General features: G+C 72.1%; 12 protein-coding genes. 3 read left to right on the top strand and 9 right to left on the bottom strand.

Annotation, left to right across the window (positions count from 1 at the left end):
- The first annotated feature begins 76 nt into the window (after positions 1 to 76).
- Together NP075_RS10205 and NP075_RS10210 are read left to right on the top strand one after the other, a co-directional pair.
- Positions 77 to 1,951 carry a glycoside hydrolase family 15 protein gene (locus NP075_RS10205; RefSeq protein ID WP_227563080.1) on the top strand — a complete coding sequence of 625 codons (1,875 nt, stop codon included), beginning with the start codon at positions 77 to 79 and terminating at the stop codon, positions 1,949 to 1,951.
- The gene (locus tag NP075_RS10210; RefSeq protein ID WP_227563081.1) at positions 1,948 to 2,661 is read left to right on the top strand and encodes an MBL fold metallo-hydrolase; all 714 of its coding nucleotides are present in this window, start codon (positions 1,948 to 1,950) and stop codon (positions 2,659 to 2,661) included. The genes NP075_RS10205 and NP075_RS10210 overlap by 4 nt, the downstream gene beginning before the upstream one ends.
- Positions 2,662 to 2,664: 3 nt before the next feature.
- Here NP075_RS10210 and NP075_RS10215 read toward each other — a convergent pair whose 3' ends face one another.
- Positions 2,665 to 3,828 (bottom strand): acyl-CoA dehydrogenase family protein, encoded by a 1,164-nt coding sequence (locus NP075_RS10215; RefSeq protein WP_227563082.1) that lies wholly within the window; start codon positions 3,826 to 3,828, stop codon positions 2,665 to 2,667.
- 108 nt (positions 3,829 to 3,936) lie between these two features.
- Here NP075_RS10215 and NP075_RS10220 point away from each other — a divergent pair, with 108 nt between their 5' ends.
- Positions 3,937 to 4,227, top strand: a complete 291-nt coding sequence (locus NP075_RS10220) for a YciI family protein (RefSeq protein ID WP_227563083.1) — start codon at positions 3,937 to 3,939, stop codon at positions 4,225 to 4,227.
- A 55-nt stretch (positions 4,228 to 4,282) separates the two neighbouring features.
- Here the strand turns inward: NP075_RS10220 and NP075_RS10225 are convergent, their stop codons facing one another.
- From NP075_RS10225 to NP075_RS10260, 8 genes are all read right to left on the bottom strand, one after another.
- Entirely contained in the window at positions 4,283 to 5,293 is a 1,011-nt protein-coding gene (locus tag NP075_RS10225) for a TerC family protein (protein ID WP_227563084.1), read from the bottom strand.
- Entirely contained in the window at positions 5,290 to 6,369 is a 1,080-nt protein-coding gene (locus tag NP075_RS10230; RefSeq protein WP_227563085.1) for a TerC family protein, read from the bottom strand. Before NP075_RS10230 ends, NP075_RS10225 begins: the two co-directional genes overlap by 4 nt.
- Positions 6,370 to 6,560: 191 nt before the next feature.
- A complete protein-coding gene (locus NP075_RS10235; protein ID WP_227563086.1) occupies positions 6,561 to 6,998 on the bottom strand; it encodes a VOC family protein in 438 nt (145 codons plus the stop codon).
- Positions 6,999 to 7,035: 37 nt separating this feature from the next.
- A complete protein-coding gene (uvrB, locus tag NP075_RS10240; protein ID WP_227563087.1) occupies positions 7,036 to 9,141 on the bottom strand; it encodes an excinuclease ABC subunit UvrB in 2,106 nt (701 codons plus the stop codon).
- Between the two features lie 73 nt (positions 9,142 to 9,214).
- Positions 9,215 to 9,661 carry a hypothetical protein gene (locus tag NP075_RS10245; RefSeq protein WP_227563088.1) on the bottom strand — a complete coding sequence of 149 codons (447 nt, stop codon included), beginning with the start codon at positions 9,659 to 9,661 and terminating at the stop codon, positions 9,215 to 9,217.
- Between the two features lie 174 nt (positions 9,662 to 9,835).
- Positions 9,836 to 10,465, bottom strand: a complete 630-nt coding sequence (gene coaE, locus NP075_RS10250; protein ID WP_227563089.1) for a dephospho-CoA kinase — start codon at positions 10,463 to 10,465, stop codon at positions 9,836 to 9,838.
- A 162-nt stretch (positions 10,466 to 10,627) separates the two neighbouring features.
- A complete protein-coding gene (gene rpsA, locus NP075_RS10255; RefSeq protein ID WP_227563090.1) occupies positions 10,628 to 12,112 on the bottom strand; it encodes a 30S ribosomal protein S1 in 1,485 nt (494 codons plus the stop codon).
- 211 nt (positions 12,113 to 12,323) lie between these two features.
- Positions 12,324 to 13,349, bottom strand: a complete 1,026-nt coding sequence (locus NP075_RS10260; protein WP_227563091.1) for a 6-phosphofructokinase — start codon at positions 13,347 to 13,349, stop codon at positions 12,324 to 12,326.
- Positions 13,350 to 13,430 lie beyond the last annotated feature (81 nt).

A 13,430-nucleotide genomic window follows, 5' to 3' on the forward strand; every position in this document is an offset into this window, starting at 1 on the left:
ACCCTCGGGCGGTGCCGGCACGCCGCGCCCGCCCATCGTCGGGCGGGGGCACCGCGAGCGCGTCATGCTGGTCGCGATGATCCCGCCCGCAGCCCCGCCCTCCGACGACCGCGGCCCCGCCCCCGGCCTCCTCGGCTGCCAGGTGCCCCTCGAGGAGTACGCCGTGCTCGGGGACGGGCACACCGCCGCGCTGGTCTCCCGGCGTGGCTCGGTCGACTGGCTGTGCCTGCCGCGGTTCGACTCCGACGCGTGCTTCGCCGCCCTGCTCGGGACCCCCGAGCACGGCCGCTGGCTGCTCACCGTCCGCGACGCCACCGAGGTCACGCGCCGGTACCGTCGCGACTCGTTCGTCCTCGAGACGACCTACCGCAGCGCCCGGGGCACCGCGGTGGCCACGGAGGCCATGCCGCTGGGCGACGGCCGGGCCGACATCGTGCGCCGCGTGGAGTGCACGGACGGCGAGGTCGAGGTCGAGCACGAGTGGGTCGTGCGGTTCGGCTACGGCGCCGTCGTGCCGTGGGTGCGCCACGACACCGACGCCGACGGCTGCGACTCGATCCGCGCGGTCGCCGGCCCCGACTCCGTCGTCCTGCGGGGCGACCGGCTGCCGCAGGCCGACGACCACCGGCACCGTGACCGCTTCACCCTGCACGCCGGCGAGAGCGTCGAGCTGTCGATGACGTGGGTGCACTCCTGGGAGCCGGTCCCGCCACGGCTGTCCGTGCCCGACCGGGTCGACGCCACGGCCGTCGCGTGGGGGGCGTGGGCACGCGGCTGCACGTACGACGGCCCGTACCGCGAGGCCGTGATCCGCTCCCTGCTGGTCCTGCGGATGCTCTCCGACGTCACCACGGGCGGCATCGTCGCCGCACCGACGACGTCGCTGCCCGAGACGTTCGGCGGCGAGCGCAACTGGGACTACCGCTACTGCTGGCTGCGCGACGCGGCGCTCACGCTCGAGGCGCTGCTGGAGCAGGGGTTCCGTGACGAGGCGACGCAGTGGCGCGACTGGCTCGAGCGCGCCGTCGCGGGCGAGCCCGAGGACCTGCAGATCATGTACCGGCTCGACGGGAGCCGCCGGCTGCCGGAGACCCGCCTCGACCACCTGCCCGGCTACGCCGGGTCACGTCCCGTGCGCCTCGGCAACGACGCCGTCGGCCAGGTCCAGCACGACGTGCTGGGCGAGGTCATGTCCGCCCTGGCGATGGCGCGCGACACGGGGCTGTCCGAGACGGCCGGCTCGTGGTCGCTGCAGCGCCGGCTCGTCGACGACCTGGCCGCGGCCTGGCACGAGCCGGACCGCGGGATCTGGGAGGTGCGCGGGCGACCGCAGCACTTCACCCACTCCAAGATCATGGCCTGGGCGGCGCTCGACCGTGCGGTCCACGCCGTGGAGACCCACGACCTGCCCGGGCCGGTCGAGCGGTGGCGGCAGGTCCGCCAGGACATCCGTGACGACGTCCTCGCGCACGGGTGGGACGCCGAGCGCGGCACGTTCGTCCAGCACTACGGGGCGACGCACACCGACGCGTCGCTCCTGCAGCTGGTCCACGTCGGCTTCCTGCCGGCAGACGGACCCCACGTCCGCGGGACGGTGGCGGCGATCCGCGAGGAGCTCGAGGTGGCCCCCGGCCTGCTGCTGCGGTACCGCACGTCCCGCACGGACGACGGGCTGGCGGGCGCGGAGGCACCGTTCCTGGCCTGCTCGTTCTGGCTCGCCGACGCGCTCGCCCGCGGGGACGACGTCGCCGGGGCTGCGCAGGTGCTCGACGCGGTCGTCCCCCTTGCGAACGACGTCGGCCTGCTGGCGGAGCAGTACGACCCCTGGGAGCGCCGCATGGCCGGCAACGTGCCGCAGGCCCTGTCCCACCTCGCGCTCGTGCGTGCGGCGCACAGCCACCGCCTCGCGGTGGCACGCGCCGAGGCGACCACGGTGGCGGGTGCGCGGTGAACGACGGCTACACCGGCCGCGTGCGCCCTGGGGGTGCGAGCGACGTGCGCCTGCTCGGCGCCGCGGAGATCCGCAAGGCGTCCGTCGGGCCGATGGACAACGCCGCGTACCTCGTGACGTGCCGACGCTCGGGTGCGCAGCTGCTCGTGGACGCACCGGCCGACCCGGACCGTCTGCTCGCGCTGGTGCGCGAGGGGTCCGCCGCGGGCCGGCTCGACACCGTCGTCGTCACCCACCGGCACGGCGACCACCTGGGCGCGCTCGCACCGCTCGTGGCGCGGACGGGTGCGGCGGTCGCGGCCGGCGAGGACGACGCGGACGCCGTGGAGCAGGCCACGGGGTGCGCGGTGGGCACGCGGCTGGCGCACGGCGACACGATCTCCGTCGGGCGGCTGGTGCTCGACGTGGTCGCGCTGCGCGGGCACACGCCCGGGTCGGTCGCCCTCGCCCTGACCGAGCCGCCGGCTGCCGACGCACCGGGCGCCGTGCCCGGCCGGGTGCACCTGTTCACCGGTGACTCGCTGTTCCCCGGGGGCGTCGGCGCGACCGGCGGCGACGTCGCCAGGTTCGGCCGACTCCTGGGCGACGTCACCTCGCGCGTCTTCGACCGGTACCGCGACGACACCTGGGTGTACCCGGGGCACGGCGACGACACCACGCTGGGCGCGCAGCGCCCCGCGCTGCCGCAGTGGGCCGCCCGCGGCTGGTGAGCGTCAGCCCTCCGGCGGGCCCAGCACCGACGTCGCGACCGTCGCGTGCGCCGACTCGTCGTCGGAGGGGTGGTAGATGCCCGCGAGCACGTCGCGGTACAGCCGTGCCAGCTCGCTGCCCGTGAAGTAGGCGCCACCGCCCGACACGCGCAGGGCGAGGTCCACGACGACGCGTGCCGTCTCCGTCGCACGCACCTTGAGCCCCACGAGCTGGGCGAACCAGCGCGTGCCGTGGTCGACCTGCTCGTCGACGTCCCGCGCCAGCGCGAACACCTGGAGCTCGGCACCGTCCTGGGCCAGGGCGGCGTCGGCGATGCGCCAGCGGATGTCGGGATCCTGCGCGTAGGAGCGTCCGTCGTGCTTGAACGACGTGCGCCGGCGGGCGTGCGCCACCCCGAGCTCGAGCGCGCGCCGTCCGATCCCGGTGTACACGGCCGCGAGCAGCGTCTCGAAGACGGCGAACAGCGCGAAGACGAACGAGTCCGCGGACGGGCCCGGGGGCAGCCGGCGGTACACGCGGCCTGCTGGTGCGTACGCGCCGTCGAGCACGGTGGTCGCCGACTGCGTGGCCCGCATGCCGAGGGTGTCCCAGTCGTCGCGGGCCTGCACGCCGCCGTCCTCGCGCGCGACGACGCCGTGCACGAGGCGCGGGTCGTCGGGGTCGGAGTCGTCGAGCCCGAACGTGGCGAGCCGGGTCCACACCGGCGAGAGGGACGTGAAGATCTTCGTCCCGTGGTAGCGGTAGCCGCCGTCGGGCTGCGGCACGGCGCGGGTGCGCGAACCGAACATCACCAGGTCGTTGCCGGCCTCGGAGTTGCCGAACGCGAAGACCTCCCCCGCGGCGGCGTCACGGAGCACGAACTCGACGGACGCGTCGCCGCGCGCGTCGAGCAGCGCGGCGAGACCCGTCACCACGAGGTGCATGTTCACGGCCAGTGCGGTCGCCGGCGCTGCCGCGGCGAGCCGCGCCTGCTCGCGGGCGACCTCCTCGAGCGTGAGGCCGGCCCCTCCGAGCCGCTCGGGCACGAAGGCTGTCAGGTAGCCCGCGGCGACCAGGTCGGCGAGGTCGTCGTGCGGGAAGGTGTTGGCACGGTCGTGCCCGTCGGCGCGGTCGTGGACGCGCTCGAGCAGGTCGTCGGTCAGGAGGGTGCGCAGCTGCCGGGTCATCGGTGCGTCCGCGTCGTCGTGGTCATGCCGTCCACTCTGCCACCGCCGCGGCGCGGGGTACGGCGTCGCCGGCGCGCCCGGGCTCCGGCTCGGGCAGGATGTGACGCCATGAGCATCTTCGCCGTCCGCTACACCTACGACGAGCGCGCCGAGGTCCGCGACGCCGTGCGCCCCGAGCACCGGGCCTGGCTGGCCGGGCAGGCCGACGCCGGCGTGCTGCTGGGCTCGGGCCCGTTCACGGACGGCACGCCTGGTGCGCTGCTCGTCCTGCGCGCCGACGACGAGACCGCCCTGCGGAGCGTGCTCGCGCAGGACCCCTTCGCGCGCGAGGGCCTCGTGGCGCAGACGGAGGTGCGCGCGTGGGAGGTCGTCCTGGGTCCGTGGTCCGTCACCGCCTGACCGTCACCGCCTGACCGTCACCCCCTCGGTCGGCCCGCGGCACGGCGACGCCCCGTCAGGGCAGCGGTGGCGTGCCCGGTGGGCGGCCGGCGAGCCGGCGCACCCGGACGAGGCTCGCGACCGTCGCCCCACCGAGCGCGACCGCGATGACGGCCAGCGACACCCACGTCGGCACCTCGGGCGCCCACGGCACCGGCTCACCACCGTTGACGAACCCGAGCGAGTTCGTCGCCAGCGCCTCCAGGACGAGCTTGACGCCGATGAAGGCGAGGACCGCCGCGAGGCCGTACGGCAGGTAGACGAGCCGGTCGAGCAGCCCACCCAGCAGGAAGTACAGCTGTCGCAGACCCATGAGCGCGAAGACGTTCGCCGTGAACACGATGAACGGGTCGTGCGTCAGGCCGAAGATGGCCGGGATCGAGTCGAACGCGAACAGCACGTCCGTCGTGCCGATCGCGACGAAGACGACGACCAGCGGGGTGAACACCCGGCGTCCGGCGTGCTCGGTGCGGACCCTGCCGCCGTCGTACCCCGGTGACATCGGCAGCACGCGGCGGACGGCCCGCACCAGCGCGTTCTCCTCGTACTCCTCGTCGGCGCCGCCGACGCCGCCGCGCGCGAGCTTGACCGCCGTCCACACCAGGAACGCGCCGAACACGTAGAACACCCACGTGTACCGCTCGATGATCGCCGCACCGGCGAGGATGAAGCCCGCCCGCAGGACGAGCGCCACGATGATGCCCACCATGAGCACGCGCTGCTGCTGCGCCCGCGGGACCGCGAAGCTCGACATGATGAGCAGGAACACGAAGAGGTTGTCCACCGACAGGCTGTACTCGGTCAGCCAGCCGGCGACGAACTCCTCGGCCGGCGCGGCGCCGCCGACCACCGCGAGGAGACCGGCGAACGCCAGCGCCAGCGCGACGTAGACGAGCACCCAGACCACGCTCTCGCGCACGGACGGCACGTGGGGCCTGCGCCGCACGATCGCGAGGTCGGTCACGAGGATCGCCACGACGGCGACCAGCGACGCGATCTCGAACGCGACCGGCAGCTCGTGCGTCACGAGCGGTCGGCCTCACCCTCCGGCGTACGACGCTCGGTGGCGGTGCCGGGGTGCTCGTGGTGCTCGGGCGCCAGGCCGTACGTCGCCACGTGGAGCGCCCGCGCCGCCTCGTCCTTGCGGGTGCGCCGCAGCGACAGGATCGTCGTCACCGCGAGCGTGCCGACGATGAACCCGAGGGAGACCCAGGTGCCGATCTCCGGGACGGCCGTCACGTGCTCACCGCCGTTGATGAACGGGACCTCGTTGGTGTGCAGCGCGTGGATCACCAGCTTGATGCCGATGAAGCCGAGGATCGCGCCCAGCCCGTAGGAGAGGTACACGAGCTTGTCGAGGAGCCCGTCGATGAGGAAGAACAGCTGGCGCAGGCCGAGCAGGGAGAAGGCGTTCGCCGTGAAGACGAGGAACGTCTCCTGCGTGAGGCCGAAGATCGCGGGGATGGAGTCGACCGCGAAGATGATGTCCGCGGTGCCGATCGCGATCATCACGATGAGCATCGGCGTCAGCAGGCGCTTGCCGTCGACGCGGACGACCATCTTGTCGCCGACGTAGTCGTCCGTCGTCGGGAACACCCGCCGCGTCCAGCGCAGCACCGCGTTCTCGTGGTACTCGTCGTCCTCCGTGCTGCCCGACCTGACCTGGGTCCACGCGGTGTAGAGCAGGAACGCACCGAAGACGTAGAAGATCCACGACAGGTTCTCGATCATCGCCGCGCCGGCGAAGATGAAGGCGGTCCGGAGCACCAGCGCGATCGTGATCCCGATCAGCAGGACCTTCTGCTGGTACAGCCGCGGGACGCGGAAGCTCGCCATGATCAGCACGAACACGAAGAGGTTGTCGACCGACAGGCTCTTCTCGGTCACGTACCCGGCGAAGTACTCGGCACCGTAGGTGGAGCCCCACACCGCCCAGACGATGACGCCGAAGATCAGCGCGATCGCGACGTACCCGGCGGACCACCAGGCCGACTCACGCATCGTCGGCTCGTGCGGTGAGCGCACGTGGCCGACGTAGTCGACCGCGAGCATGACGATGAGGACGGCAACGATGACCGCCCACACCCAGACAGGAACATCCACGGACAGACCTCCGCACAGAGACGACTGATGACTGGAGGTCTCTTCCGCCAGCGCGGGCTGCAGCGTCTGCGAGTCCCTGCGCGCGGCCGACGACACCGGGCCGGCAACGCTGGCGACCGTGATGACGATGACGTCGTGGGGAGTACTCCCCTCCGCCGAGAACTATAGGTGACGATAGGCACGGTGCCTCGTCAGACGAGGCAGAACTCGTTCCCCTCGGGGTCCTGCATGACGATCCAGTACCCCTGCTGCTCGGCGTCGAACTCCCGGACGCGCCGCGCGCCGCGGCCCTCCAGCTCGGTGGCACGGGCGCGGACCGCCTCCCGGTCGGGCGGCCCGCCGCGGCCGCCGGCCCCGGGCAGGCCGACGTCGAGGTGCACCCGGTTCTTCCCCGCCTTGGGCTCGGGCACCTTCTGCAGGAAGACGCGCGGCCCGGCGCCCTGCGGGTCGACGATCGCGTACGCGTCGTTCCACCGCTCCTCGGGCAGGCCCCACGCCCGCAGGGTCTCCTCCCAGGTCGCGAAGCCGTCCGGCGGGGGTTCCTGCTGGTACCCGAGCACGTACGCCCAGAAGTCGCCGAGCCCCCTCGGGTCGTGTGCGTCGAGCACGATCTGGAGCCTGCGGTCCATCGGGTCCTCCTGCGCGGTCCGTCGGTCACCGCCCCCGTCAGGCGGTGGCCGCCTGCATCTGGCGGAGCTCCTTCTTCAGTCCCGAGATCTCGTCACGCAACCGGGCCGCGAGCTCGAACTGCAGCTCGCCCGCGGCGGCGTGCATCTGGCCGGTGAGCTGCTGGATGAGATCGGCCAGGTCGTGTGCCGCGGCGCCGGCCAGGCGGGTCCGGTCGTCGTGCCCGCCCGCCCGGGACCCGAGGCCGGGCACGGGCGACTTGCCCCGGCTGGCCTGCCGGCCGGCGCCGCCGAGCAGCTCCGCCGTGTCCGCGTCCTCGCGCGCCAGCATGTCGGTGATGTCGCCGATCCGCTTGCGCAAGGGCTGGGGGTCGATGCCGTGCTCGAGGTTGTACGCGATCTGCTTGTCACGGCGGCGCTCGGTCTCGTCCAGGGCCTGCCGCATCGCGGGCGTCACCGTGTCCGCGTACATGTGCACCTCGCCCGAGACGTTGCGCGCGGCGCGGCCGATGGTCTGGATGAGGGACTTGCCCGACCTGAGGAACCCCTGCTTGTCGGCGTCGAGGATCGCGACCAGCGACACCTCCGGGAGGTCGAGGCCCTCGCGCAGCAGGTTGATGCCCACCAGCACGTCGTACTCCCCCAGCCGCAGCTCGCGCAGCAGCTCCACACGCCGCAGCGTGTCGACCTCGGAGTGCAGGTAGCGCACCCGCACGTCCTTCTCGAGCAGGTAGTCCGTCAGGTCCTCGGACATCTTCTTCGTCAACGTCGTGACCAGGACCCGCTCGTCGCGCTCGACGCGCTCACGGATCTCCCCGAGCAGGTCGTCGATCTGGCCCTTCGTGGGCTTGACCAGCACCTGCGGGTCGACCAGTCCCGTCGGCCGGATGATCTGCTCCACGACGCCGTCCGACATGGACAGCTCGTAGTCGCCCGGGGTCGCCGACAGGTACACCGTCTGCCCGATCCGCTCGACGAACTCCTCCCACCGCAGCGGGCGGTTGTCGACCGCGCTCGGCAGCCGGAACCCGTGGTCGACGAGCGCACGCTTGCGGGACATGTCGCCCTCGAACATCGCCCCGATCTGCGGCACGGTCACGTGCGACTCGTCGATGACGAGCAGGAAGTCCTCGGGGAAGTAGTCGATCAGCGTGTTCGGCGCCGACCCTGGGGCGCGCCCGTCGATGTGACGCGAGTAGTTCTCGATGCCGGAGCACGAACCGACCTGCCGCATCATCTCGATGTCGTACGTCGTGCGCATCTGGAGCCGCTGGGCCTCGAGGAGCTTGTTCTGCCGCTCGAGCTCGGCCAGCCGCTCCTCGAGCTCCGTCTCGATGCTCGCGATCGCCCGCACCATGCGCTCGGGGCCGGCGACGTAGTGCGTCGCCGGGAAGACGTGCACCTGCTCCTCCGAGCGCACGACGTCGCCCGTCAACGGGTGCAGGGTCGCGATGGCCTCGATCTCGTCGCCGAAGAACTCGATGCGTATCGCGAGCTCCTCGTACACGGGGATGATCTCGACGGTGTCGCCGCGGACGCGGAAGGTGCCCCGCGTGAACGCCATGTCGTTGCGCGTGTACTGCATCGTGACGAACTTGCGCAGCAGCTGGTCGCGGTCCACCTGGTCCCCGACGGCGAGCGTCACCATCCGGTCGACGTACTCCTGCGGCGTGCCGAGCCCGTAGATGCACGAGACCGTCGAGACGACGATGACGTCGCGGCGCGTCAGCAGCGAGCTGGTCGCCGAGTGCCGCAGTCGCTCGACCTCGTCGTTGATGGACGAGTCCTTCTCGATGTACGTGTCCGTCTGCGCGATGTACGCCTCGGGCTGGTAGTAGTCGTAGTACGACACGAAGTACTCGACGGCGTTGTTCGGCATGAGCTCGCGGAACTCGGTCGCGAGCTGGGCCGCGAGCGTCTTGTTCGGCGCCATGACGAGCGTCGGGCGCTGCAGCTGCTCGATCAGCCACGCGGTCGTGGCGGACTTGCCGGTTCCCGTGGCGCCCAGCAGCACGACGTCCTTCTCGCCCGCGCGCACGCGCGCGGCGAGCTCGGCGATCGCCGTGGGCTGGTCACCGCTCGGGGTGTACTCGGACACCACCTCGAACGGCGCGACGGTCCGCTTCAGGTCGGTGACGGGACGCATGTGGACACCGTACGTCCGACCGCTGACAACGTCTCGACCGCGGCGTCGCGCCCCGGCGCCGGGGTGCCGGCGCTCAGTCCCCGCTGAACGACACGTGGACGGCCGGGTCCGCCTGCTGCAGGAGCTTCGCGTACCTGTCCATGAACGAGCGGTACGCGTTGAAGCCCGCGATCTTCCGCTTGGTCATCGGCATCAGCCCGCTCATGCCGGACGACTTCACCACGTAGCTCGTGATGAGCGTGCGGACCGTGACGCGGCCGACGGCCCGGTCCACCTCGACGTCGAAGAACAGCACAGGGTCGGTGTTCTCGCGGGTCATGTCGCGGATCGACACCGCGACCTTGTTCGAGCTGCGCTCGCCCACGCGCAGCCACCCGCTCTCGTCCTCCACCGCGGCCGCTGCGGTCGTCACGAGGTCCAGGACCTGACCGGCCGTCAGGGCGCCCGATGCCACCGACATCGAGGCCTTGGACTGCAGCGGGCGCGCCTCCCATCCACTGCTGCCCGACTGGAGCGCCATCGTTCCTCCGGCTTCGTTGCCCGATGGACCGCGCGAGCGGTCCGAGGACGCGCCGCGCGCATCCGTCCGAGTGATCGGCGTCCGAACGCTACTCCTCGCGTGGACATGCGTTCAATTCACTCGAACAGGCGACGGAGGACCGCTCCGCACAGGACCAACGTCCTGCACCGCACATCACCGGGCGTCTGCGGCCCGTTCGTCGGCCCGCTCGACCGCGAGGCGCGTCCACAGCTCGTCCACCTGGCGCTCAAGGTCGGCGTCGCTGCCCGACCCGTCGAGCACGACGTCGGCGACCGCGAGCCGCTCCTCGTCGCGCGCCTGCGCGGCCACGCGCGCCTCGGCGTCCGCGCGGTCCATGCCGCGCAGCCGCACCAGGCGCTCCACCCGGAGCACCGCCGGGGTGTGCACCACCACGACGACGTGGAAGTCCTCGGCCTGCCCGGTCTCGACCAGCAGCGGGATGTCGTGCACGACCACGGCGCCCGCGTCGAGCGTGGCGGCGGCCGCCTCGCGCTCCGCCGCCAGCCGCCGGACGACGGGGTGCACGAGCGCGTCGAGACGCGCGCGCGCCACGGGGTCCGCGAACACGATGCGGCCCAGTGCCGCCCGGTCCAGCTCCCCCGCCGCGTCCAGGACGCCCGCCCCGAACTCCTCGACCACGGCGTCGAGGCCGGGCGACCCGGGCGCGACCGCCTCGCGTGCCAGCAGGTCGGCGTCCACGACGACGGCCCCGGACGCGGCGAACCTGCGCGCCGCGACCGACTTGCCCGCAGCGATCCCTCCGGTGAGCCCGATCCTCTGCATCGCCCCATCGTCGCGCCCGCCGGCAGGGCCCGCGACTGCGCGCCCGGCGCCGGGTGCGCCTGGCACGCCGACGGCCGGCCGCGCCTGGCACGCCGACGGCCGGCCACCCCTGAGGGTGACCGGCCGTCGTCGTGGTACCGCGCGTGCCACGCACGCGTGGCGTCAGTTGCCGGTGAGCTTCTCGCGCAGCGCGGCGAGCGCCTCGTCCGACGCGAGCGTGCCGGTGACCTCCTCGGACGCCGACGAGTACGTCGACGGCGCGGGGCCGCTGGTCGTGCTGCTGCTCGGCGTCTCCGAGGTCGAGGCCTCGAGATCGGCCTGCGCCGCTGCCGAGACCTGCTTGCGGTGCGCCTCCCAGCGCTCGTGAGCGGCCGCGTACTGGGCCTCCCACGCCTCGCGCTGGGTCTCGAAGCCCTCGAGCCACTCGTTCGTGGTCGGGTCGAAGCCCTCGGGGTACTTGTAGTTGCCCTGCTCGTCGTACTCCGCCGCCATGCCGTACAGCGCGGGGTCGAAGTCGTCCGACTCGGGGTCGAAGCCCTCGTTCGCCTGCTTCAGCGACAGCGAGATGCGGCGACGCTCGAGGTCGATGTCGATGACCTTGACGAAGACGTCGTCGCCGACCTGGACGACCTGCTCCGGGATCTCGACGTGGCGCACGGCCAGCTCCGAGATGTGGACCAGGCCCTCGATGCCGTCCTCGACGCGGACGAACGCGCCGAACGGGACGAGCTTGGTGACCTTGCCGGGCACGACCTGGCCGATGGCGTGCGTCCGGGCGAACGCCTGCCACGGGTCCTCCTGCGTCGCCTTCAGCGACAGCGAGACCCGCTCGCGGTCGAAGTCGACCTCGAGCACCTCGACCGTGACCTCCTGGCCGACCTCGACGACCTCGGAGGGGTGGTCGATGTGCTTCCAGGACAGCTCGGAGACGTGCACGAGCCCGTCGACGCCACCCAGGTCCACGAACGCACCGAAGTTGACGATCGACGAGACGACACCGGGGCGGACCTGGCCCTTCTGCAGCGTCTGCAGGAAGGTCGAGCGGACCTCCGACTGCGTCTGCTCCAGCCACGCGCGCCGCGACAGCACCACGTTGTTGCGGTTCTTGTCGAGCTCGATGATCTTCGCCTCGATCTCCTTGCCGACGTACGGCTGGAGGTCGCGGACACGACGCATCTCGACGAGGGAGGCCGGCAGGAAGCCGCGCAGGCCGATGTCGAGGATGAGTCCACCCTTGACGACCTCGATGACGGTGCCGGTGACGACGCCGTCCTCCTCCTTGATCTTCTCGATCGTGCCCCACGCCCGCTCGTACTGCGCGCGCTTCTTGGACAGGATCAGCCGGCCTTCCTTGTCCTCCTTCTGGAGGACCAGGGCCTCGACCTCGTCGCCGACCTTGACGACCTCACCGGGGTCCACGTCGTGCTTGATGGACAGCTCGCGGGAGGGGATGACGCCCTCGGTCTTGTAGCCGATGTCGAGCAGGACCTCGTCGCGGTCGACCTTGACGATGGTGCCCTCGACGATGTCGCCATCGTTGAAGTACTTGATGGTGGCGTCGATGGCGGCGAGGAAGTCCTCGGCCGAGCCGATGTCGTTCACCGCGACCTGCGGGCTGGCGGGCTTCGCGGGGGTGGAGATGCTCATGTAGTGGTGGGCTCCGATGCGGACAGGAAGTAGGACGGACAGGGATGGTGTCGTGGCGGGCGCGTCGACCCACGCGTGCTCCGGCCGGCGGTACCCGTGAACGGCCTTGACCGGGCGGGTGACGACGAGCGGGTTGCGCGCGAGGAATCACGAGGACGCGCGGCACCGCCGTCCACCCTATCGGGTGGACGGCCGGCTGGGCAAAGGCACGTCACGCGAGAGCGCGCGCCACCGTCAGCAGGTTCTCCGGGACGAACTTGACCCTGCCGGCGACCTCGTCCAGCGGGACCAGCACGACCTCCTCGCCGCGGATCGCGGTCATCACGTTCGTCGTCCCGGCCGTGACCGCGTCGATGGCCGCGACGCCGAAGCGGGACGCCAGGATCCGGTCGGCCGCCGTCGGGATGCCGCCGCGCTGCGTGTGCCCGAGCACCGTCACGCGCGTGTCGAACCCGGTGCGCTGCTCGATCTCGACCTTGAGCCGCTCGCCGATGGCGCCGGCGACGATCTCGCCGTACTTGCCGACCTGCGTCTCGTAGTGCATCGGCGTGCCCTCGGCCGGGACGGCGCCCTCGGCGACGACGACGATCGAGAAGCTCGCGTGCGCGCGGTGCCGGTGCTTGAGGAAGCGCTCGATCCGGCCGATGTCGAACGGCTCCTCGGGGGCGAGCACCAGCTCGGCACCGCCGGCGATCCCCGACGTCACCGCGATCCAGCCGGCGTGCCGTCCCATCACCTCCACGACCATCACGCGGTTGTGGGACTCGGCCGTCGTGTGGATCCGGTCGATGGCCTCCGTGGCGATGCTGACGGCGGTGTCGAACCCGATGGCGGCGTCGGTGCCCCACACGTCGTTGTCGATCGTCTTGGGGATCCCGACGACCTTCACGCCGGCCTCGGCGACCTTGCTCGCGGCGTTCAGCGTGCCGTCGCCGCCGATGCAGATGAGCGCCTCGATGCGCTCCGCCTCCAACGTCGCGAGGGCCGCCTCCAGGCCGCCGTCCGAGGCGTGGGGGTGGTACCGGGCCGTGCCCAGCAGCGTGCCGCCCGTCGGCAGGACGTTGCGGATGTCCCGGCGGGTGAGCGGCATGACGTCGCCGTCGACGACGCCCTTCCACCCGTTGCGGAAGCCGATGATGGTGTGGCCGTGCTCGCCCTCCCCCCGCTTGACGACCGCCCTGATCGCGGCGTTCAGGCCGGGGACGTCGCCGCCCCCGGTCAGCAGACCGACTCGCACGGTGGAGCTCCTCGTTCGCAGGGTCGCCCCGTCGAGCATCAGGGGGCCGGGCGCGCTCCGACGCAGCGCCGCACGACCACA

The organism is Cellulomonas wangsupingiae, from assembly GCF_024508275.1.
Taxonomy (GTDB): domain Bacteria; phylum Actinomycetota; class Actinomycetes; order Actinomycetales; family Cellulomonadaceae; genus Cellulomonas; species Cellulomonas wangsupingiae.